Below are 21,577 nucleotides of genomic sequence, written 5' to 3'. Positions count from 1 at the left end.
AGGAGTTTTTGTGATTACAGCGTAACATGGATTACCATTCATTTCATCAACCAATCCGGCGAAATCAAGGGTCCGGGCAAAACAATTTTTATGAAACAGCGCTTTTTAGTCTTGTTACTCGTAGCCTCTCTGGGAACTATTACCACACAGGCTCAACTTCCGAAGGTGTCTAAACCTAATATCGGCAACCTGCTTACTCAATTTGCGGGTGCTTTGAAGCCAACTTCTTTCCTGGGAAGCTGGGCAAGTGGCGGCAAAACCGACTGGCTGAGTACAGCTTCAAAAGTTGTCGACGCTGCCGGCGCTGCTAAAAGTGTTTCTTCGCTTGCCGGTTTCATCAAGCCTGATATGTTCAAAAGCGGCTTCAGTGTGGACGGCCTGCTAAAAACAGCTAACACCGTGAGTACTCTTTCCAGTGCGGCCGGTTTACTGAAGAATCTTGAAGGCGGCCTGAAGCCTGAGGCGCTTGTAAGCGGTTGGGCATCCAAGCGTCCCGGCTGGCTCAGCGCATTGAATCTCCTGAAATAATTAGTTCCTTCAGATCAGGGTGAGCCGTCCCGTCAACGGACGGGAAGGGCGACCCACCCTTCAACAACGCTTCGACGAGCTCAGCGTGGCAATTTAATCCGTACTCTTTTTCATTTTTGCTCTCCGGTTCCTGTCCCGTCCTCCTTTGCTATCTTTATTTTATGCAACATATTTTGTTACTGCATGGCGCTATTGGCGCCAAGGATCAATTGCTGTCATTAGAAGAAAGTCTCGCCGATGATTTTTATGTCCACCGCATCAACTTCAGCGGGCATGGTGGAGAGCCGATGCCGGATAAACCCTGGTCAATCCAACTGTTTGCGCAACAAGTACTGGCTTATATCAACAGTTATGTGCCTGCGGGTGAGCCTGTATACTTGTTTGGCTATAGTATGGGCGGCTATGTGGGTATGTATATCAACCGGCACCATCCGGGAACGCTGGTGAAGTGTATCACGCTGGCCACCAAGTTCCATTGGGATGAACAGGGTGCAGCCAAAGAGGTGCAGATGCTCAATCCTGAAACGATACTTAAAAAGATACCGGCTTTCGCTGCGCAACTGGAAAAGCGGCATACGCCACATGACTGGAAGGTTGTTCTTGAAAACACCGCCAGCCTATTGCTGGCTATGGGAAAGAATAATCCTTTGAAGCCGGAGGATTATGAACAGATCACCACGCCTTGTCTGCTATTGTTGGGCGACCGCGATAAGATGGTGACGCTCGATGAAACTGTGGGTGTATACAAAAAGTTACCGACTGCTCAATTGGGTGTGTTACCGGCAGCGGGTCATGCGCTTGAACAAGTTGATATAAAGTTGTTGAGCTCGCTGATAAAAAAGTTTGTGCAAGCTTAGTATAAGATAGAAACAAAAATGGTGGGTCTATCAATGAAAACGGGTGAGCCGCCTTTGGAAGGCGACCCACCCGTTTTTATTTAGAAAGAAATAACTATTTCTTGGTTTCGAGCAGTTTAAAGAACTGATCCAGTTGTGGCAGAACAACGATTCTTGTACGACGGTTAGTCGCTTTGCTTTCCGGAGAGTCATTAGGTGTCAGCGGAGAGTACTCACCACGACCGGCAGCAGACATCTTCGCAGGATCCAGACCGTATTGGTTTTGCAGGATTCTCACTACAGAGGTTGCACGCTTAACGCTCAAATCCCAGTTGTCGAGCAGTTGACCACCGCCTTTGTAAGGCACGTTGTCTGTATGGCCTTCTACCATGAATTCGATGTCAGGCTGATTTTTCAACACGGTAGCTACTTTACCGAGTACAACTTTGGCCTGGTCTGTTACATCAAATTTGCCGCTCTTGAACAACAGCTTATCGGAGATATCGATGTATACTACACCTTTATCAACTTTGATGTTGATGTCTTTGTCATCGAGGTTGCCGATGGCGCCTTTCAGGTTCATCACCAGGGCCATGTTTAAAGAATCTTTACGCGCCATTTGTTGTTGCAAAGTCTGGATGTAAGAATCTTTGGCACCAATGTTTTCCATTGATTTCTTGATGCTTTCAGCTTGTGAACTGGAGATTACAGAAAGGTCTTGTAATTGCTTTAATGCCTGGGTATTGTTTTCTTTCAGGTAAGCGAGTTGTTTGTTGAGGGCATCGATCTCAGCCTGGAGGGCAGCTTTTCTGCGGCCTTCTTCTGCTTTTTGGTCTTCGCAAGATCTCAGCTCTGCCTGTAATTTGGCAACGGCGCCGGATAAAGAGTCTTTCAGTTGAGTGTACCTTGTTTGTTCTGCTTTAAATTTTTTGGTGCTGACGCAGGAAAACAGCACGACAGGGGTTAATGCTACTAACAGAACGTGTCTGAACTTCATATAAATTGGGTTTTTAATTGATTAATTAGCAATCTTTCACACATAACATTCATACCTCATAACAGTAGTGTATGCAAGTAGTGTGCCTGATAAAGGGGTTCAAAGGTATAATATCATGATAAAATACCTATGAACGATTAAAGTGCTCTTTCATTTTAAGGTCTTTTTAAGATTTTTTTAATAAATCTGCACTAATCACTAATGTATATCCAATAAGGAAAAGGCACAAACTACGCAAACCCTTATCAGACGGGGCTATAAAAATATTACCTTACTGCAAAACCTTTCTATGCGTTCGATCATTTGTACCTCATTTGCCTTCATTTTTACCATTTATAGTGTGGCTGCTCAAAGTATACTATCGGGTGGAGTATTGAAACCTGAACAAGCCAATATGGATGTAAGGCATTATACTGTTGCGCTAACTGTTGACCCACGCGAACAGTCTATTGATGGCAATACAACCATTAACGTTGTATTGAAGCAGCCAACTTCTGTTTTATTATTTGACTTGTTGAATTCTTTTAAAGTGAGCAAGGTGTGGGTGAATAATAAAGAGGCTGCGTTTGCTCATGAGAAAGACCTGATCAATGTTACATTGCCTGCTGCGCTCTCTGGTACAGCCACTGTAAAGGTTCAATATGCGGGAAAGCCTCGTGTAGCCGTAAGACCTCCATGGGATGGCGGGTTTCAATGGGCCAAGGATTCGACGGGTAATGACTGGATCGCTATTAGCTGTCAGATGGAGGGCGCCAAGATCTATTTCCCTTGTAAGGATCATCCATCTGACGAACCTAATGAGGGGGCGGACCTCATTATCACAGTTCCCAAAGGTCTTGTTGTAGCCGGGCCTGGATTGTTGCAAAAGGTTACTCATAAGAAAAGTCAATCTACCTATCACTGGAAAACGAATTACACGATCAACAATTACAGTATTCTTTTCAATATAGGAAAGTACAAAGTGGTAACCCGTCCTTATACTACTGTCAATGGTAATAAGGTTCCTATAGAGTTTTACGTATTAGAAGAGCATGTTGACAAGGCTGCTCATCATCTTGAGGTTTTTGAACGGAGTATCCGCATGCAGGAGAAATATTTTGGTGAATATCCCTGGGTAAAGGAGAAGATCGCTATTGCTGAAACGCCTCACCTGGGTATGGAGCATCAATCTATGAATGCGTATGGCAATAAATTTAAATATGCGAAAGTAGGTGGAGAGGATTTCGACTGGCTGGTACATCATGAGTTTGGTCATGAATGGTGGGGTAATAAGGTGACTGGCAAAGACTGGGGTGATATGTGGGTGCAGGAAGGCATCTGCAGTTTTGGCGATGTATTGTTCTTACGGGAAGCGGAAGGTGAGGCTTCTTATCTCAAGCGGATGCAGGATTTTGGCCGGCATACTCAAAATCAAAAGCCGGTGGTGCTGGGCACCAATATCAATTCGGACGATGCGTATCATGGCGATATTTATGGCAAGGGGGCTTTCTTTATGCACACTTTGCGTTACGTGACTGGTGACGAGTTCTTTTTCCCGGCTATTAAAAAGTTTGTGACTGACGCCCGGTATACTTATGATAACCTGGTAACGACGGATGATGTGGAACAGTTTTTCAGCCGGGAGTCGGGTACCAATCTGAAGCCGCTGTTTGATCTCTATTTACGCACTACCAAGAAGCTGGAAATCCAGGTAACCAGAACAGGTGATATTAATTATAATATTAAATTATTAAACTATGATGGAGTGTTACCGCTGGACATTACTACCAGTGGGGGCACTAAAAGGCAAATGATCAGTAATAAGGGTGACACGCTGGTAAGCCAGTCTTTGCCTGTGGTGGATGAAAAGGGGTTCTATCTCAAGCGTGTTATTTACGAGTAGTAGGAAACCCTCAGACGCCTGGTGGTTAGAATTACCACAAAGTGGTATTGCCGGGTTTCTGAATTTGCAGTCCCTTTGTGCCATGGTTTTCAACCATCGCCTTTTCCTGAATTAGTTCTAAAATTTCCACCCACGGTAGTTTTCTGCTGTGGTCTCCCCGCTACGAACACCTTGGTAGCGGGTTTTTTTTTGCCCCTTTTTGGCAGGCACCAAAATAATTAGCTAAGATTTGCTAATAAAATTAGTGTTGATAAGATAATTTCCCCTACATTTGACATTCGATTAATTTGAATACTAAAATCAACCCATTATGTCTACAAATAACGAAAAACTCAAAGCGCTGAAGCTGACGATTGACAAAATTGAAAAGGACTTCGGCAAAGGAAGTGTGATGATGATGAATGAAAAGTCTACTGAGCCTACGGAGATAGTATCCTCGGGTTCTATTGGATTGGATTCTGCGCTGGGAGTAGGCGGCTTTCCCAAAGGCCGTATTGTAGAGATATATGGGCCTGAGTCTTCCGGTAAAACCACTATCGCTATCCACGCTATCGCGGAAGCACAGAAAAAAGGCGGCATGTGCGCTATTATCGATGCGGAGCATGCTTTTGACAGTGGCTACGCGCAAAAGCTGGGTGTGGATGTAGATAATCTGCTGATCTCTCAGCCTGATTATGGTGAGCAGGCGCTGGAAATTGCCGACCGCCTGATCTTATCCGGCGCACTCGATGTAGTGGTAATCGACTCTGTTGCCGCCCTGGTGCCTAAAGGTGAGCTGGAAGGTGAAATGGGTGACAGCAAAATGGGTCTCCAGGCAAGGTTGATGTCACAGGCGCTTCGTAAGCTGACGGCTACTATCAATAAAACAAATACCATTTGCATCTTTATCAACCAGCTTCGTGAGAAGATCGGTGTGATGTTTGGTAATCCAGAAACGACTACCGGTGGTAATGCACTTAAGTTCTACGCATCTATCCGCCTCGATATCCGCCGTATGGCTCAGATCAAGGATGGTGATGAAGCAATCGGTAACCGTGTAAAGGTGAAAGTAGTAAAGAATAAAGTAGCTCCTCCTTTCCGTGCAGCTGAGTTCGATATCGTATTTGGAGAAGGTATTTCCAAAACAGGTGAGATACTGGATATGGGTGTTGAGCTGGGCGTGGTACAAAAGAGTGGCAGCTGGTTTAGCTACAATGGCGACAAACTGGGCCAGGGACGTGATGCTGTTAAGAAGTTATTGCAGGACAATCCTGAACTCTCCAATGAGATTGAAGGAAAGATCCGCGCGAAAATAAAAGAAATGCAAACCGGTGCTGCACCCACTGCATAAACTTTGTTATAGTAAGTGAATACTAAGGGGTTAGTAAATGAAAGGTCCTGATTCTTCAGGACCTTTTTTATTTAGTTGTGATGATCCTTCTCTTTAGACCAGGGTGAGCCGCCTTTGCGCGGCATTGGCAATGCTGCAGGGCGACCCGCCCCTCAATTAAGCTACAGGGAGACAGTTTAATTCAACGGCATTGGCCATAACTCCTTTGTCTTACCTGGTTGCATTATTATCAGTGGGGGTTCTTTGAATCGATCTCTGGGGAAGTGCTTATTGGCTTTGTTGCTTTGCCTGGTGGAGTAGTTCTTTTAATCGATATCCGGGGACGGACATGCTTAGTGGTTTTGCTTTCCAAAAGTAGCAGAAATAAAAAAGGGGTCTGAATAGACATTCAACCCCGCTTTAAAATCCAATATCCTATGAAAAACCGAGGTAAAAATAAGGGTGAATTTTGACATGTGCAATACCATTTTGTGGTTATAGTAAAAATACTCTGTGAAAGAAGTAATAACTCGGATAAAAGGGGACATAATTCCCCGTAATAAGGGATAACACTTTCCAACTTTTTAATATACAGGGGGAAAACTGACCTGGCTAACTGATATACTACCGGTTGTTAGTTTTTAAGGAGCCTTTCCTGGGTGGTAATGCCTGTCGTAAGATTACTAATTCTGAGAATGTACATACCCTTTTCGAGGGATGCTACATTGAGGGTTTGCAGACCCTGCAGCTTGTTGTGGGTAAGGCGAACTTTTCCGTTTTGATCTACTACCTGCACATCGAGGAGGAACTCAGAGCGGATGATCAGGATATTATCTACAGGATTAGGATAGAACCTGAAAGTTATATCTCCGGCGATAATGGCGGGAATCGTTTTAGAGTATTGAGTGGCGCCCTGTTTACCGGCAAAACGGACACGGTATACGTTGCGTCCTTTGGCTGGCGCATCATCGATCCATTCGTACCAAAGACCGGAAGATGATTGTTTAAGTACAGAGATCGTTTCAAAGTCACGGCCGTTGCAGCTACGTTCTACCGCCACGAACTCAGCAGTATTGCTGTTTACCATTCGCCAGTTGAGGATGACTTTTGAGCTTTCTTTGATAGCTGCTACCAGGTCGGTGAGGTAGATTGCTGAATCAGGAACGGTGGTAGCCGTTTCTTCCGGAGGGGCTCCGGCTGAGCTATCCTGCGCAACGACACAAAAGTGTGTGCACAGGCTTACCAAGCATATCAGCAAACCTTTGTACATAGAATTTAATGGGAACTTAAATGGGAAATAGTTATTAACAATTACTGTGCCCGAATGTGGAAAACGCGATATCGCACTGAAAATTATTCCTCTTACGTTAAAGTTTCTTCAAAATCACTTTACCTTTTCAGGCCAAAACCTTTAATACAATAAAGCTATGTCGACAACAAGGCGAATTGATGCCCGTAAGCGGATCGCGCTGGTAGCGCATGATAATAAGAAGAAGGACCTCATTGACTGGGCAGAATTCAACAAGGTTGTGTTAGCCAAACATGAACTGATTGCAACCGGCACTACCGGCAAGCTGCTGGAAGAGAAGTTGGACAGACCAGTCAAGAAGTTGTTGAGTGGACCGCTGGGTGGTGATCAACAAATAGGCGCCCTTATAGCAGTTGGCGAGATCGATGTCATGATCTTTTTCTGGGACCCCATGGAAGCGCAGCCTCATGATAGTGATGTAAAGGCTTTGCTGCGGGTGGCTATTGCCTGGAATTGTATTGTAGCCTGTGACCGATCGACGGCTGATTTTGTATTGACGTCTCCGCTGATGCAAACTGACTATGCTGCTACGCTCACTGATTATACTGATTATCTGAAGAGGAGGATTGAGAATAAATAAGTTGATAGTCAATTGCTTACTGCATTGGAATAATGCCAACTTATGTGCACGATAATTGTTATAGTTAAACTATATGCCTTTTAATTTACACGCGCCTTTTCCTCCGGCCGGAGATCAGCCGGAAGCCATCCGGCAACTGACTGAAGGAGTTCTGAACGGTGAAAAGCACCAAACCCTGCTTGGGGTTACGGGCAGTGGTAAAACGTTTACCATCGCCAATGTGATCCAGCAGGTTCAACGTCCTACACTGGTCCTTACGCATAACAAAACGCTGGTGGCTCAATTGTATGGGGAGTTCAAGCAGTTTTTCCCCGAGAATGCTGTTGGCTACTTCGTCAGTTACTATGATTACTACCAGCCTGAAGCTTATTTGCCTGTCAGCGATACTTATATTGAAAAAGATCTCAGCATCAATGAGGAGCTTGATAAGCTGCGCCTGCATGCCACTACCGAGTTGCTGAGTGGCCGCAGGGATATTATTGTGGTGGCCAGTGTGAGCTGTATTTATGGTATCGGTAATCCTGCCGAGTTTGAAAATGGTATTATACGTATTCACCAGGGGCAGGTCCTTTCGCGCCAGGGATTCCTACACGGACTCGTCAATGCTCTTTATATAAGAAGTCAGACTGATTTTACACGCGGATCATTCCGGGTTAAGGGTGATACCGTGGATATCAACCTTCCTTATATGGACTGGGGATACCGGGTAACTTTCTTTGGTGATGAGATCGAGAGTATTGAAACGCTGGAGATCTCCAGTGGTAAGCGGATCGGGATGGTGGATAATGCCGCCATCTTCCCGGCTAACCTGTACCTGGCGCCAAAAGACATGATCCAAGAGATTCTACATGAGATACAGGACGAGTGTGGAGCGCAGGTGGATTATTTCAAGCAAAATGGTAAGTATATAGAAGCTCAACGCCTCAGCGAACGGGTGAATTATGATGTTGAGATGATCCGGGAGCTCGGTTATTGTAACGGGGTGGAGAACTATTCCCGTTTCTTCGATAGGCGCGTGCCTGGTACAAGGCCTTTCTGTTTATTGGATTACTTCCCTAAGGATTTTCTGTGTGTGATCGATGAGAGTCACCAAACGATTCCGCAGATCAGCGGTATGTATGGTGGTGACCGGAGCCGCAAGCTTATCCTGGTGGACTTTGGTTTCCGTCTTCCTTCTGCACTGGATAACCGTCCGTTGAACTTTCATGAGTTTGAACAGATCGTAGATCAGAGTATATATGTGTCGGCTACGCCGGGAGATTATGAGCTGGACAGGAGTGAGGGTATTGTTGTAGAGCAAGTGGTGAGACCTACCGGCCTGCTGGACCCTCCTATTGAAATAAGGCCCAGTGTGAACCAGATCGACGACCTACTCGATGAAATAGATAAGCGTGTGACCAAGGGTGATCGTGTGCTGGTGACCACGCTTACCAAGCGGATGGCCGAAGAGATGGACAAGTACCTGCACCGCATCAATATCAAATCGAAGTATATCCATAGTGAGGTGGATACGCTGGAGCGGGTTGAAATTCTGCGCCAGCTGCGGCTCGGAGAGATCGACGTGCTCGTGGGTGTGAACCTGCTACGGGAAGGTCTCGATCTTCCGGAGGTTTCCCTCGTAGCTATTCTCGATGCAGATAAGGAAGGGTTTCTGCGTAATGAAAAGTCGCTGACACAAACGGCTGGCCGTGCCGCCCGTAACGTTGATGGTCTGGTGATCTTTTATGCCGATACCATGACTGAAAGTATGCAGCGTACTATCGACGAAACTACCCGCCGCCGGGAAAAGCAAGTGGCTTTCAACATCGCTAATAATATTACACCCCGTACTGTTACCAAGTCCAAGGAACAGGTGTTTGCTCAAACATCGGTTCTGGATATTAAGGGTTATGACACCAACAATCCGTATGCAATCGCGCCGGATGGAGAGCTGGTAGTTCATGCTGCGGCAGAAGAGCAGGCGGTTTATCAAACTATTCCTCAGCTTGAGAAGGCTATTGGTAAAACCAAGAAGGAAATGGAGAAAGCTGCCCGCGATCTCGACTTCATGGAAGCTGCCAGGCTGCGGGATGAAATGTTTGGTATGCAGAAGAAGCTGGAGGAGTTGAAGGGAGCTAAGTAAGTCGGGAGTCTTTAGTTCAGAGTCGGGAGTCTTTTGCTTTGGTGGCGTTTACTTCGATGGCGTTTACTTCGCAAGCAGATTTCTCACTTCGCCGTTACTGCATAAATAATTCAAGTTGCTACTGGCTCCGTTCGAAATGACAGAAGAGGGAATTGGCTTCGATTGGTCTAGCTACTTTGGGTGGCCTGACGGCAGTGTAGATATGCCTCTATTTTGTCGCAAAACACCCGCAGAAACAGGGCATTTTTCCGCTTCAGATGTGACCATTGTTGTTAACTTAGCAGCATGAGTCAAAAAGTATTTCTTCTCGACGCTTATGCGCTGGTATTCCGCGCTTATTATGCGCTGATTCGTAATCCCCGTATTACTTCCAAAGGAAAGAACACGAATGCGCAGTTCGGTTTCATCAATACGTTACTTGATCTGCTCAATAATCAGAAGCCTTCGCACATGGCAGTGGCTTTCGATACGCATGCTCCTACAGAAAGGCATACGGAATTTGCCGATTACAAGGCTAACCGGCAGGAAGCGCCCGAGGACCTGACTGCTTCTATTCCCGATATCAAACGTATTATCCGCGGCTTCAACATCCCCATTGTTGAGCTGGATGGTTATGAAGCTGATGACGTTATTGGTACCTTAAGCAAGCAAGCCGCTAAAGAGGGCTTTGATGTGTACATGGTAACGCCTGACAAGGATTATGGTCAACTGGTAGACGATAAGGTTAAAATCTATAAGCCCGGTTATCAAGGAGGGGATGCAGAAATACTCGGTGTCAAAGAGGTGTGTGAGAAATGGAATATCAAGGAGGTGCACCAGGTGATCGACATATTGGGTTTAATGGGTGACGCTGTTGATAATATTCCTGGTATTGCCGGCGTGGGTGAGAAAACTGCCGCCAAGCTGCTTAATGAATATGGTACGCTTGAAAATGTATTGAATAACGCAGATAAGATCAAAGGTGCGCTTGGTGAGAAGGTTCGTAATGGCAAGAATGCTGCTATCCTTTCCAAGAAGCTCGCCACTATCATTACCGATGTACCTGTAGCTTTTCATGCTGAAGACTTCCGGGTAAAGGAAATGAACCGGGAGCTGTTGCGTGAGGTGTTTATGGAACTGGAATTTAAAACAGTAGCTAAAAGAGTACTCGGAGAAGAAATTTCCATCACAGGAGCTAAGCCGACTGCTCCGGAAGGGGTGCAGACTGATCTGTTTGGGAATGTGGTGGAGAGCAAGAAGAAGAATACAGAATACAGAATTCAGAATCCAGAAGTAGGTGCAGAAGGCTCGAGCGATGGTGAAAGGGTAGAGAGTGGTGAGGCTATTGTAGCTGGCAAAACTATTCATAATACACCTCATAAATACATTGCCATTACCGGCGAAGATGCTATAAAAATACTGGTGAAGGAATTGTTGGAGCAGCCGGAAATATGTTTTGATACTGAAACGACCGGTATCGATGCGAATGATGCGGATATGGTGGGAATGAGTTTTTCTTATACGCCGGGTGAGGCTTATTATGTTCCTGTACCTACGGGTGATGTTGATGGAACGAAGGCTATTCTGAAGCAGTTCGAAAAGCTCTTCAATAAAACAACGGATATAACCTGGGTAGGTCAAAACCTGAAGTACGATATGCTCGTGCTTAAATGGTATGGTTACGAGTTGAAGGGTAACACTTTCGATACCATGCTTGCGCACTATGTGATCGAGCCGGATGGCAAGCGCAGCATGGATATCATGAGTGCCCAGTATTTAGGTTATGAACCAATTCACATCGACGAGCTTATCGGCAAGAAGGGAAAGAACCAGGGTAATATGCGTGACGTGGCGCTGGACAAGATCACTGAGTATGCCGCTGAAGATGCTGATATTACGCTGCAACTGAAACAGGTATTTGCACCACAGCTGAAGAGTAAAGATGTAGAGCGCGTTTTCCATGAAGTAGAAAACCCACTGGTGAAGGTGCTGACCGATATGGAGTTTGAAGGGGTAAAGGTAGATGTGAACTTTTTGAAGGATTATTCCACTCAGCTCGAGAAAGAAGCTAAGCAGGCTGAAGAAAATGTGTACCAGCAAGCGGGTTTAAAGTTCAATCTTGCTTCGCCCAAACAGTTGGGAGAGGTGTTATTTGAAAAGCTGCAACTTGATCCTAAAGCTAAAAAGACCAAGACTGGTCAATATGCTACGGGTGAAGATGTGCTGCTGAAGCTGGCCAGTCAAAATAAGATCGTAGACGATATTCTTGCGTTCCGGGAGTTGACGAAGCTGAAGTCGACTTATGTGGATGCGCTGCCCGAAATGATCAATCGTAAGACAGGCAGGGTGCATACATCTTATGCACAGGCTGTAGCTGTTACTGGTCGTTTGTCCAGCAATAATCCTAATCTGCAAAACATCCCTGTAAGGACAGAAAGGGGCAAAGAAATCCGTAAGGCTTTTATTCCGCGGGATAGTAACCATATTCTGCTGTCTGCAGATTACTCGCAAATAGAATTGCGCATAGTGGCTGCTATCAGTGGCGACCCGGCCATGTGTGATGCCTTCAAGAATGCTAAAGACATTCACACTGCTACTGCCGCCAAAGTATACGGTGTAGATGAAAAGGATGTTACGAAGGAGATGCGTTATAAAGCGAAGAGTGTAAACTTTGGTATCATCTATGGGCAAGGGGCTTTTGGCCTGGCAGATAACCTCGGCATCAGCAGGACTGAAGCCAAGGAGATTATCGATACTTATAAAAAGCAGTTTGCCAATATTCAGAAGTATATGGATGATACCATCAATTTTGCGCGGGAAACGGGCTATGTGCAAACGCTGATGGGCCGTAAGCGCTGGCTGCGTGATATCAACTCCTCCAACTTTACTGTAAGGGGTTTTGCAGAGCGCAACGCCATCAACTCTCCTATTCAAGGTACAGCTGCTGATATGATCAAGCTGGCGATGACCAGCATTCATGAGACGTTCAAGAAGCATCAATTCAAGTCGAAGATGATCCTGCAGGTGCATGACGAGTTGATCTTTGATGCTACGCGTGATGAGGCGGAAATCATCAAGCCGATCATTCTTGATTGTATGCGGAAAGCGCTGCCGTTGCCTAATGATGTGCCTGTAGAAGCTGAGATCGGTGGGGGGGAGAATTGGCTGGAAGCGCACTAATGACTTTCATTGTAGCCAAAGGCTACAGAATAGGACTGCGAGGCTACAAGCCTCGCAGAGCGGAAAGAGAATCGTCATTTAACTGATATAGTTTCTTAAGGCTGGCCGTTGGGGCAGCCTTTTTCTTTGGGCATACTTAGTGGGCGCCGTTGGCGACTTTGTGTTGCCTGAGTGCTTTTTGGATTCGTTGGTGATAGGTGACCTGGTCGTCGAGGGCTTCGCTCATGAGCCGGATGTCCAGGTTTTTGGAGTTGAGGCCGCGCAGGCCAGTGTAATTGTCATCACTGAATAACTGATCGCGGGCTGCTTCCAGTTCTGTTATCTTCTTGCGGAATGTATCACCTTCTATAAAGGCTTTATCCAATGCATTATTTTGTTGGGCGAATTGCTGCAGGTCGGAAATGAGTTGGGCATTGAGGTTTTTAACCTGTTCAAATTTAGCAATGAGTTCTTTTCTTTCCCTGGCAGGTTTTGTTATGAACATTGGTCTGTAAATAGCCAGGTATCCCACTGCTATCGCTACCAGTATAATAAGCACTAATGGTTCCATTGGTCAGCAATCCGATGTTGAGGTAATATAACCGTTATGGAAAAGCTACGATTTTTTTCATTCGGGGCAATGTTTTGTGGATTATTAATTAATGTGCAGGTTAGCCGCTTTTAGTTTTTCGTGGAGTAATAGCAACACATCGCTTTTGGCTTCTTCCGATTTGAAAACGTCGGCGCACCAAAAGAAGGCGCGTAGGTCGAAGCCATCGTCGTTTACTTTGGTAAATAGTATTTGGGGTTCGCGGTTGTCGAAGACAAACCGGGAAGACTGTATGGCTTCTTTGATCGCGGAGGAAACGACTTCCATGTCCTGGCTACCGCTCACCGATAACTCCATTTCAAGGCGTATCTGGTTGTTGGTGTGTGTCCAGTTCACGATCTGGTGAGAAAGGATGTCTCCGTTGGGGATAATCACTTCTGCACCGTTGGGGGTGAGGAGGGTACTGGAGCGCAAGCCTATTTCGCGGACGCGGCCAGCTTTGTCTCCTACTTCTACCGAGTCGCCTATTTGTAATGGTCTGTCGAAGATGAGGATGATGCCTGATACGAAGTTGTTGACGATGTTTTGCAAGCCCAGACCGATACCTACGCCAAGGGCGCCCAGTACGATGGTGATCTTATCTACCGGCACACCCGATGCTGCTACCGCCAACAGGTAGCCAAGGCAAAGGAGGATAAGGCGTGCGATAAGCAGCCGGGAGCGTTGTCCTTTATCATGCATATCATCGTCGTTGCCCGTATCGCCAAAGAAGTAGCCTACGTATTTCTGCAGCAGGTGGGCTATCCAGATGATCAGGAAGAAGAGTAGTACGCCACCGACCGTAAAGAAGGCGCTTCCGATGTGACGGGGGGCTTCGAGGAAGGCTGTGAGTCCGTTCAATACTGTTGTATATATGTTCAGGTTGGTCGTAAATACAATCAGCCACAATACCACCACCAGGAAAAGGATGGGGCGGCGGAAGCCGTTGAGTACGGGCTGGAAATCGAGCCGTGCGTGTACCCCCCGCTTTAAGCGGCTGGTAATAATCTGGAGGAGGATGGACTCCATGGCTATTTTGCTGAATACAGCCAACCCGATCGCCTGTGTGAAGGCAAAGATGGCGGCGGTACCGAATATCTGTGCCAATGAAAAGCGGCCCCAGATATTGAATAGGATGGAAAGCACATTCATCACATTGTGCAGAATGATAACAAAGCGCAAGAATCCTTTCAGGTGCAGGTGTTCTTTCATTTTCGACAGGAAGAGTACGCCAAAAATGATTGAAAGGACATTGAGAAGGATCAGCCAAGCCCGTTGCCAGAAGCTCGGATCTATGATGTGGTGTGTGAATGAGAAGCAGATGTAGAGGATGGCCATGGCTATCCAGTACCAGAACAGGTTGCGCGGCCATTTCTTCCAGCAGATGATCGAGAGGATAATCAGCAACAGGAACTGCATGGACTCGATGTAAGCAGCCGGGGCATGCAGATCGAACAGCGGGGCTATGCAGAACATGATCACAAACGCTGAAACGATGTACCCGGAGGGCAGGTAATCGAAGCCAAGGTCTTTGACGGCGGGCATGCCATCAAGGCGCTTCAGGGTGCGGATGTTGCGGTATATCCAGATAAAGAACAGCAGCCCGATCAGCAGCAGGAATAATCTTTTGTTGCCGCTATCCTTGAAGTAATAGCGTATGGCTTTGCGCTCGGCATCGTAGGCCTTGCTAAAGGATGAGCGGGCGGATTGAGATAGTGAAGTTGTGTCTTTTTCCCAGAGGTAGTTGTATTCTTTGCCAAAGATGCGGGTGGCGGAGGTATTGAGCAGGGTGTTTACTTTTTCCAATAGCTGGGCTGTGGTAATAGCATTGGAAGAGTTCTTTGTTTGCAGGAGGTTGATGGTGGCCAGGCTTTCGCGGAGGTGGCGGGTGCTGGAGCGCCAGTTTTCGCGCATGTCTTTTAGTGGTGTGCTGAACTGCTGGCGCAGGACTGAATCGCGCATCAGTTGCCGCAACACTGTATCGGCCATAAGGGTTCTCATGCTGCTGCGCAGACCATCCAGTCTGCGCTCGGTGCTGTCGAGCATTTCACGGTTTTCTTTTCCGTCGCGCTGTATGTTGAGGAGCAGTGTGCGGAACACCTGCAGGTTGCGCAGGTTGAGTGCCCGGCTATTGTTGAGCACATTGTCTTTCAGCACAGCCAGGACCGAATCGTTGTCCGTCATTTTCTCCTGGATGTTCTGGATAGCCAGTCCGAGCTCGCTTTTGTTCTCGATGTTATCAAGAACGACATAGGTCTTTTCTATTTGTAGCTGGTAGTCGCTGCTGGTGAGCTTTGCGGAGTCGGCAAAGAGGGAAGACATGCCTCCGCGCCTGAAGCGGGAAGTATCGGATGCGCGGCGGGAGGAGTCGCCGCGGCGGCCGGCGCTGTCCTGCCGGAAATTAGTAGAATCCTGTGCGGTAGCGGTCAGGGATACTAAAAAAAGGATATAACCTGCCACCTGGTGGCGCCAGCGGTTTTTCATGTGTTGATTTTTTGCTGGTACTAAACTATATGCTACTTGTTACTTATCAAAGAAAAGTTTGAGAGCCCGGATGTTGAATAATGTTTAATTATTATATTTACCTGTCTTATTTATGCTGCTTTATGAGTTTATTCTGTAAAGAAACGGTTGCAAGGCAAGGCCCTTTTCGCAGTTAGCTTTTTAAATTAAATTTGTAAAAACAGCAGTGTTATGGCAAAAGCATTAGAGCAGGAAATGAGCAAATATTTTATGCAGCTGGATGAAGCTGATAAAAAATCAGTTCTACAGCTTATTAAAACCTTTATACAAAAGAAAAAAACCAGCCACAAAGATGCCAGCACAATAGCAGCTTATAACAAAGAGCTGGATGAGGCTATGGAGCGTATCAATAAAGGTGAGTTTACAACGCTGGACGAGCTGGAGAAGGAAATGCAACTATGGTAAAAAATAGTTTGGTTGTTGTTATAGACAATAACGCAAAAGTCCAATTAAGAAAAGCCTATGAATTCATTAAAGAAGACTCTCCTCAAAATGCAGAGAAAGTAAAGCAAAAGATCTATCACTCCTTTAAGGCTTTGCTTAAAAATCCACTTCGCCATCCTCCTGACAAGTACCGTTCAAACAATGATGGCTCTTACAGGGCTTACGAGCTTTATAAGTATCGTATTTCCTATCACATCTCTGCCCAAGAAATCAGGGTAATCAGAATACGGCATACCAAAATGAATCCCGCCCTTTATTAGCGTTTAACAGTTCTGCCTACTTCTTAAACAGTTACCAAGTAATTGGGAAAGACGCTTGATATTTTCTAATTGTAAAATGGTCCATTTTTTATTGCTTTAATTTCACCGGTTCAAATGTGTGTTTATGCCTATTAAACCTATCAGGGTCTTTATTACCGGTGGTACTTTCGATAAGGAGTATAATGAGTTGAATGGTCAACTGTTCTTTAAGGATACGCAGATGCATGACCTGCTGGAGATGGGCCGTAATAAGGTGCCGGTAGTGATCAGGACTTTGATGATGATCGACAGTCTGGACATGACTGCCCAGGACCGCGAACTGATCGTTCACCAGTGTATTCAATGTGAGGAGGATAAAATCATCATTACACATGGCACTGATACCATGGCTACCACCGCCAAAGTACTGGCTGAACATATCAAGAATAAAACGGTCGTGCTTACCGGTGCGATGATCCCTATTAAGTTTGGTAGCTCGGACGGGCTGTTCAATATGGGCTGTGCCATGGCTTTTGTACAATCTTTGCCTCCCGGTGTATATGTGGCCATGAACGGGCGCTTTTTCAACTGGGACAATGTTCGCAAGAACAGGCAGACGGGGATTTTTGAGGAAGTGTCTGAACCATGATTTTAGGGATTTTTAGGATTGAGAGGAAAGGACGTTGAATTTTAATGTACTTTTCAGGTAGGCAATAACGATGCATTCCTGAGAGCATTCGTTATTCAATCCTAAAAAAATAACACCCCTTGTTCAACAATATTGCTCCTGATAAAAAGAGACATTTCTATGCCGGCATCCTCATGGGTGCTGTGTTGCAGGGGTTGGGTTGGTGGTGGCTGCCTAACAATCTTGCTTTATCTATTCTTATCGTTATTGGTCTGGTGATCGTTATCAGTTATGGTTTTGAACTGTTCTCCCTGATTACCGGCATGGGTGTTTATGACTTCATGGATGCCGTGTTTTCTGTTCTTGGCGGCATATTCGGTATGGGGGTGGCGCTATTGGTCTGCTGCTGGTTGTTGTGATCAACTGCCCGGTTTTTCTTACTTTCGGGTGCCAAAGTATGTTACAAAAAAAGAAGGTTGATGTCGATGTGATCAAGGATGTGCTGGACGCCATGTTAGTTGCCCGGCCTGATTCTACTTTTGTGAAGAGTCTTGCTTTCCAGTATGAGGAGCGCGGAGGCCTGAGCAAAAAGCAGCTGGAAGGGCTTTATCAGAAGGCTTTGAAAGTAGAATCTATTCCTGAGAATAAACTGGCCACGCTGGAGGCTGTGATCCGGAAGAAGCCTACTAAATATAAATCTGCTCCACCTCCTCCTACTCCACTGTACAATAAGGATGAATATGTCGGGAATATGATCGAGGCTATTCTGGCTAAATATCCGCAGCACAAACGGGTGCTTTTCTTCCAGGTAAAGTATAATAATAATGAGACGCTTTCTCCTCCGGAAGTGACTGAGCTGGAGAAGTTTCACCGGTTGTTGAATAAGTAAGCACAAGTGCTCGTTGTCACTTTTTTAGTCTTACTTTTTCGCGTGGCACGCTGGGCTTTTTGTCACTTTCTTTGCTCCCGCAGGGCGGGACAGGCTTTGATGCAAAGAAAGTAACCAAAGAAAAATCAAGTCAGGCCCGATCGCTCCGCGCGGCCTGACGGGCTAACGCCTCTCCAAGGTGTAACATTCCTTCTTTATTGCAGGCTCCCAGACACTTAAGCATAACGACGTACTTATTTTTTTTGGGGTCTGTTTCTTGTGCGTGCCAGCGTCAAAAATACCATGCCCGGGAATTGCCTTACTTTTGCGGGATGCAATCTTCTTTTTCTATCGAGCAATCACTTACCAATTTAAAGATCGACGCGCTGAATGAGATGCAGCAGGCATCGCTGGAGGCTAATAAGCAATCTGACGGGGTGGTGTTATTATCGGACACCGGTTCCGGTAAAACGCTGGCTTTCCTGCTGCCCGTGGCCCAACTGCTGGACAAGGATAAAAAATATACGCAGGCATTGATCGTTGTGCCTTCGCGGGAGCTGGCGCTGCAGATCGAGCAGGTATTCAAAAAGATGGGTACCGGCCTAAAGATCACTTGTTGTTATGGCGGCCACTTGCGTGAAACGGAAGAGAACAACCTGAAGCAGGCTCCTGCGCTCATCGTAGGGACGCCGGGCCGGCTGGGTGATCATATACGCCGCGGCAATATCACTACGGCTCATATCGAGACGCTGGTACTCGATGAGTTCGATAAATCGCTGGAGCAGGGTTTTGAAGAGGAAATGTCGTTTGTGGTAGGTTCGCTTCCTGCTTTGAAGAAAAGAATTCTTACGTCTGCTACGGCAGCGGTAGAGGTGCCTGCTTTTGTGGGTCTTCAAGCGCCTGTAACGATTAATTTTCTGACTGGCGAGAAATCGCCTGCGCTTGCCGTGCAGCAGGTGCGGAGTGAGGATGTTGATAAATCCGAGACGTTGTTCCGGCTCATCTGCGCGCTGGGCAACCGCTCTACCATTATTTTTTGTAATCAGCGTGAGTTTGTGGAGCAGTTAAGTACTTTTCTCAGGGATAAAGGCATTTATAATGTCTGGTATCATGGCGCCATGGAGCAGCAGGAGCGCGATAGTGCGCTGTGTAAGTTTCGCAATGGTACTTCGAATATACTGGTCACTACTGACCTGGCTGCGCGCGGTCTGGACATTCCCAATATCCGCTACATCATCCATTATCAAATTCCTACTTCTGAAGAGTCTTATACGCATCGTAACGGGCGAACTGCCCGCATGGAAGCCAGTGGTACTGCTATTTTATTGTTAGGTCCTAAAGAATATGTACCTCCTTATATCAGTCCTGAGCCTACTGTTATTGAATTACCTGCCACTGCAGAATTACCTTCCAAGCCTGTATGGACTACGTTGTTCATTGCCGCCGGCAAGAAGGACAAGGTGAACAAGGTGGATATTGTAGGTTTTCTTACTAATAAGGGGCAGTTGAAGAAAGAAGATGTTGGCCTGATCGAAGTGAAAGACTTTTTCTCTTTTGTGGCGGTGCGTAAAACGAAGGCGGGTCATACGCTGCACCTTATTAAGGGTGAGAAGATCAAGAATAAGAAGGTGAAGATCGAGGTAGCGAAGTAGTTGCGGCAATCGGCAGTCGTTTACTTCGACAAAATTACTCTGAGATTTCCATGCGTCTTTCGCCGATCTGCTGGCGCCACATGGCGTAGTAGAGTCCTTTTTGGGCAAGGAGTTCATCGTGTGAGCCGGACTCTGTAATCTTTCCTTTTTCGAGTACATAGATCGTGTCGGCATGCATGATGGTGCTGAGGCGGTGGGCTATCAGTATCGTGATCTGCTGCCGCTGCGCGGATATGTCGCGGATTGTTTGGGTAATCGCTTCTTCTGTCAGGGAATCCAATGCTGAGGTGGCTTCATCGAAGATCAGGAGCCGCGGGTGGCGTAATAATGCGCGGGCTATGGAAAGCCGCTGTTTTTCTCCTCCGGAAAGTTTTAGTCCGCCTTCTCCCAGTATGGTGTTCAATCCTTTACCAGTGCGTGTAACCAATTTGGATGCCGAGGCTTTTTCCATTGCTTCGAGCATGTCTTCGTCGGTGGCGTCGGGCTTTACGAATAAGAGGTTTTCGCGGATCGTGCCGGCGAAGAGTTGTGTGTCTTGTGTTACGAACCCAATTTGCCGCCGCAGTTCATTGTAGCGGATCAGGGTGGCCGGGATGTCATTGAAGTAGATCGTTCCTTCCTGTGGTTTGTATAGCCCTACCAACAGTTTTACCAGGGTTGATTTGCCGGAGCCAGATGGTCCCACAAAGGCGATCGTATCGCCGGTGTGTACGGAGAAAGATATTCCGTCCATCGAGTTTTGGGTGGCTGTGTTGTGTCGAAACACTACATTCTCAAAACGCAGGTCGTTGAGCAGATTCAATGCAACCGGTTCGGGCGGCCGTTGTTCGATGGGTTTGCTCATGAGGGTATCGAAGGTTTGCAGGGAGGCTTCTGCTTCGCGGTAGAAGATGATGATGTTTCCTACGTCCTGCAGGGGACCAAAGATCGTATTGGAGATGAACTGCATGGTGATGAGCTCGCCTGTACTCAACACTCCTCCGAATATCAGCCAAAGGAGTATGAATAAGATGGACTGTTTCAATACATTCAAAACCGTGCCCTGGAGAAAGCTCAGTGTGCGTGTTTGCCGGGTCTTTTCCATTTCCAGCTGGAATATGCGAAAGGTGTATTCTCTCAGTCGCCTGATCTCCGGGAAGGTGAGGCCGAGGCTGCGTACCAGCTCTATGTTGCGGAGTGATTCTGTAATGATGCCCGCCATGCGGTTGGTTTCGCGGTTGATGGAGCGCTGGGTAGCTTTCATTTTACGGCTCAACATGCCGGTAAGCGTTCCCAATACCAGTACACCGATCACGAAAACCGGGATTAGCGCCCAATGTTTGGTGATGGCATACCATACGAGGAAGCCCATGCCTACGAGGGATGAGAACAGGATATTGATAAAGGAGTTGATAAACCTCTCTGTGTCGGTCCGCACTTTCTGGAGGACAGCCATTGTTTCTCCGCTTCGTTGCTCTTCAAACTCATTGAAGGAGAGGCGGAGTGTTTGGCGGAGGCCGTCGTTGAATATCTGCATACCAAATTTCTGGACGGCCAGGCGCGTGAAGTAGTCCTGGAAGGCTTTGGCCACTCTTGCCAGCAAGGCTACTCCTATGGCTACACCCAGCCACCACAATACACCTTTTATCAGTTCCTGCCGGGGGCGCAGGTTGATCTGTCCGGCGTAGTCGTCGATGATCTTTCCGAAGATGATCGGGTCGATCAACGACAGGACCTGGGCTACGGCAGCCAGGGTCAGTGACAGGAGTACCAGCCAACGCTGGGGACGCAAATATTTCCAGAGGATGTGCATGTTTGTTTAATGTCGGTTTTTTCCTTTAGACCGGGGTAAGCCGCTCCCGCGGAGCGGGACAAGCTCTTCGAGGGCGACCCACACTTTGGTTCGCTGTCGGCAAGATCGTGTTGCAAAGCCGGAGGCTTTGAAATACCCGTC

The 21,577-nt window shown here is 46.7% G+C and carries 18 protein-coding genes; 13 read left to right on the top strand and 5 right to left on the bottom strand.

What is annotated here, in order from left to right:
* Window positions 1-90: 90 nt before the first annotated feature.
* Window positions 91-528 carry a hypothetical protein gene (locus tag AC5JBY_RS04835; protein WP_495903429.1) on the top strand — a complete coding sequence of 146 codons (438 nt, stop codon included), beginning with the start codon at window positions 91-93 and terminating at the stop codon, window positions 526-528.
* A gap of 161 nt (window positions 529-689) precedes the next feature.
* The gene (locus tag AC5JBY_RS04830) at window positions 690-1,385 is read left to right on the top strand and encodes an alpha/beta fold hydrolase (protein WP_495903428.1); all 696 of its coding nucleotides are present in this window, start codon (window positions 690-692) and stop codon (window positions 1,383-1,385) included.
* A 94-nt stretch (window positions 1,386-1,479) separates the two neighbouring features.
* On the opposite strand, the gene AC5JBY_RS04825 is transcribed toward AC5JBY_RS04830, so the two are convergent.
* Entirely contained in the window at window positions 1,480-2,361 is an 882-nt protein-coding gene (locus AC5JBY_RS04825; protein ID WP_495903427.1) for an OmpA family protein, read from the bottom strand.
* 289 nt (window positions 2,362-2,650) lie between these two features.
* Between AC5JBY_RS04825 and AC5JBY_RS04820 the strand changes: the two genes are divergently transcribed.
* Window positions 2,651-4,243, top strand: a complete 1,593-nt coding sequence (locus AC5JBY_RS04820; RefSeq protein WP_495903426.1) for a M1 family metallopeptidase — start codon at window positions 2,651-2,653, stop codon at window positions 4,241-4,243.
* A gap of 310 nt (window positions 4,244-4,553) precedes the next feature.
* A complete protein-coding gene (recA, locus tag AC5JBY_RS04815; protein ID WP_495903425.1) occupies window positions 4,554-5,573 on the top strand; it encodes a recombinase RecA in 1,020 nt (339 codons plus the stop codon).
* A gap of 613 nt (window positions 5,574-6,186) precedes the next feature.
* On the opposite strand, the gene AC5JBY_RS04810 is transcribed toward recA, so the two are convergent.
* The gene (locus AC5JBY_RS04810) at window positions 6,187-6,810 is read right to left on the bottom strand and encodes a T9SS type A sorting domain-containing protein (RefSeq protein WP_495903424.1); all 624 of its coding nucleotides are present in this window, start codon (window positions 6,808-6,810) and stop codon (window positions 6,187-6,189) included.
* A 169-nt stretch (window positions 6,811-6,979) separates the two neighbouring features.
* On the opposite strand from AC5JBY_RS04810, the gene AC5JBY_RS04805 reads away from it, so the two are divergent.
* The 3 genes from AC5JBY_RS04805 (at window position 6,980) to polA (ending at window position 12,722) form a co-directional block, all read left to right on the top strand.
* Window positions 6,980-7,441, top strand: coding sequence for a methylglyoxal synthase (locus tag AC5JBY_RS04805; protein WP_495903423.1), 462 nt, complete (start codon window positions 6,980-6,982; stop codon window positions 7,439-7,441).
* A gap of 73 nt (window positions 7,442-7,514) precedes the next feature.
* Entirely contained in the window at window positions 7,515-9,563 is a 2,049-nt protein-coding gene (gene uvrB / locus AC5JBY_RS04800) for an excinuclease ABC subunit UvrB (protein ID WP_495903422.1), read from the top strand.
* A 285-nt stretch (window positions 9,564-9,848) separates the two neighbouring features.
* Window positions 9,849-12,722 carry a DNA polymerase I gene (gene polA / locus AC5JBY_RS04795; protein WP_495903421.1) on the top strand — a complete coding sequence of 958 codons (2,874 nt, stop codon included), beginning with the start codon at window positions 9,849-9,851 and terminating at the stop codon, window positions 12,720-12,722.
* A gap of 136 nt (window positions 12,723-12,858) precedes the next feature.
* Here polA and AC5JBY_RS04790 read toward each other — a convergent pair whose 3' ends face one another.
* Together AC5JBY_RS04790 and AC5JBY_RS04785 are read right to left on the bottom strand one after the other, a co-directional pair.
* Complete coding sequence (locus AC5JBY_RS04790) at window positions 12,859-13,272, bottom strand: hypothetical protein (RefSeq protein WP_495903420.1); 414 nt, start codon at window positions 13,270-13,272, stop codon at window positions 12,859-12,861.
* Window positions 13,273-13,356: 84 nt separating this feature from the next.
* The gene (locus tag AC5JBY_RS04785; RefSeq protein ID WP_495903419.1) at window positions 13,357-15,774 is read right to left on the bottom strand and encodes a mechanosensitive ion channel family protein; all 2,418 of its coding nucleotides are present in this window, start codon (window positions 15,772-15,774) and stop codon (window positions 13,357-13,359) included.
* Window positions 15,775-15,984: 210 nt separating this feature from the next.
* Between AC5JBY_RS04785 and AC5JBY_RS04780 the strand changes: the two genes are divergently transcribed.
* The 6 genes from AC5JBY_RS04780 to AC5JBY_RS04755 all read left to right on the top strand — a co-directional run bounded on the left by AC5JBY_RS04780 (window position 15,985) and on the right by AC5JBY_RS04755 (window position 19,644).
* Entirely contained in the window at window positions 15,985-16,218 is a 234-nt protein-coding gene (locus AC5JBY_RS04780; RefSeq protein WP_495903418.1) for a hypothetical protein, read from the top strand.
* Complete coding sequence (locus AC5JBY_RS04775; RefSeq protein WP_495903417.1) at window positions 16,212-16,517, top strand: type II toxin-antitoxin system RelE/ParE family toxin; 306 nt, start codon at window positions 16,212-16,214, stop codon at window positions 16,515-16,517. Before AC5JBY_RS04780 ends, AC5JBY_RS04775 begins: the two co-directional genes overlap by 7 nt.
* Window positions 16,518-16,641: 124 nt before the next feature.
* The gene (locus AC5JBY_RS04770) at window positions 16,642-17,145 is read left to right on the top strand and encodes an asparaginase domain-containing protein (protein WP_495903416.1); all 504 of its coding nucleotides are present in this window, start codon (window positions 16,642-16,644) and stop codon (window positions 17,143-17,145) included.
* Between the two features lie 119 nt (window positions 17,146-17,264).
* Window positions 17,265-17,543, top strand: a complete 279-nt coding sequence (locus tag AC5JBY_RS04765; RefSeq protein WP_495903415.1) for a hypothetical protein — start codon at window positions 17,265-17,267, stop codon at window positions 17,541-17,543.
* A gap of 38 nt (window positions 17,544-17,581) precedes the next feature.
* On the top strand, window positions 17,582-18,013 hold the full coding sequence (locus AC5JBY_RS04760) for a hypothetical protein (protein WP_495903414.1): 432 nt from the start codon (window positions 17,582-17,584) through the stop codon (window positions 18,011-18,013).
* 311 nt (window positions 18,014-18,324) lie between these two features.
* Complete coding sequence (locus AC5JBY_RS04755) at window positions 18,325-19,644, top strand: DEAD/DEAH box helicase (RefSeq protein WP_495903413.1); 1,320 nt, start codon at window positions 18,325-18,327, stop codon at window positions 19,642-19,644.
* Between the two features lie 34 nt (window positions 19,645-19,678).
* Here the strand turns inward: AC5JBY_RS04755 and AC5JBY_RS04750 are convergent, their stop codons facing one another.
* Window positions 19,679-21,436 (bottom strand): ABC transporter ATP-binding protein, encoded by a 1,758-nt coding sequence (locus AC5JBY_RS04750; RefSeq protein WP_495903412.1) that lies wholly within the window; start codon window positions 21,434-21,436, stop codon window positions 19,679-19,681.
* Between the last annotated feature and the right edge of the window lie 141 nt (window positions 21,437-21,577).

Source organism: Paraflavitalea sp., assembly GCF_059502485.1.
Note: the sequence above shows the minus strand (reverse complement) of the source record. Positions and strands in the feature narration are given on the sequence as shown.

Excerpts from the sequence above, each read along its gene's own strand:
- AC5JBY_RS04825 (WP_495903427.1), bottom strand. The coding sequence starts at position 2,361 with ATGAAGTTCAGACACGTTCTGTTAGTAGCATTAACCCCTGTCGTGCTG.
- AC5JBY_RS04755 (WP_495903413.1), top strand. The coding sequence starts at position 18,325 with ATGCAATCTTCTTTTTCTATCGAGCAATCACTTACCAATTTAAAGATC.
- AC5JBY_RS04750 (WP_495903412.1), bottom strand. The coding sequence starts at position 21,436 with ATGCACATCCTCTGGAAATATTTGCGTCCCCAGCGTTGGCTGGTACTC.
- uvrB (WP_495903422.1), top strand. The coding sequence starts at position 7,515 with ATGCCTTTTAATTTACACGCGCCTTTTCCTCCGGCCGGAGATCAGCCG.
- AC5JBY_RS04775 (WP_495903417.1), top strand. The coding sequence starts at position 16,212 with ATGGTAAAAAATAGTTTGGTTGTTGTTATAGACAATAACGCAAAAGTC.
- polA (WP_495903421.1), top strand. The coding sequence starts at position 9,849 with ATGAGTCAAAAAGTATTTCTTCTCGACGCTTATGCGCTGGTATTCCGC.
- recA (WP_495903425.1), top strand. The coding sequence starts at position 4,554 with ATGTCTACAAATAACGAAAAACTCAAAGCGCTGAAGCTGACGATTGAC.
- AC5JBY_RS04760 (WP_495903414.1), top strand. The coding sequence starts at position 17,582 with ATGTTACAAAAAAAGAAGGTTGATGTCGATGTGATCAAGGATGTGCTG.
- AC5JBY_RS04780 (WP_495903418.1), top strand. The coding sequence starts at position 15,985 with ATGGCAAAAGCATTAGAGCAGGAAATGAGCAAATATTTTATGCAGCTG.
- AC5JBY_RS04805 (WP_495903423.1), top strand. The coding sequence starts at position 6,980 with ATGTCGACAACAAGGCGAATTGATGCCCGTAAGCGGATCGCGCTGGTA.
- AC5JBY_RS04820 (WP_495903426.1), top strand. The coding sequence starts at position 2,651 with ATGCGTTCGATCATTTGTACCTCATTTGCCTTCATTTTTACCATTTAT.
- AC5JBY_RS04790 (WP_495903420.1), bottom strand. The coding sequence starts at position 13,272 with ATGGAACCATTAGTGCTTATTATACTGGTAGCGATAGCAGTGGGATAC.
- AC5JBY_RS04770 (WP_495903416.1), top strand. The coding sequence starts at position 16,642 with ATGCCTATTAAACCTATCAGGGTCTTTATTACCGGTGGTACTTTCGAT.
- AC5JBY_RS04830 (WP_495903428.1), top strand. The coding sequence starts at position 690 with ATGCAACATATTTTGTTACTGCATGGCGCTATTGGCGCCAAGGATCAA.
- AC5JBY_RS04835 (WP_495903429.1), top strand. The coding sequence starts at position 91 with ATGAAACAGCGCTTTTTAGTCTTGTTACTCGTAGCCTCTCTGGGAACT.
- AC5JBY_RS04785 (WP_495903419.1), bottom strand. The coding sequence starts at position 15,774 with ATGAAAAACCGCTGGCGCCACCAGGTGGCAGGTTATATCCTTTTTTTA.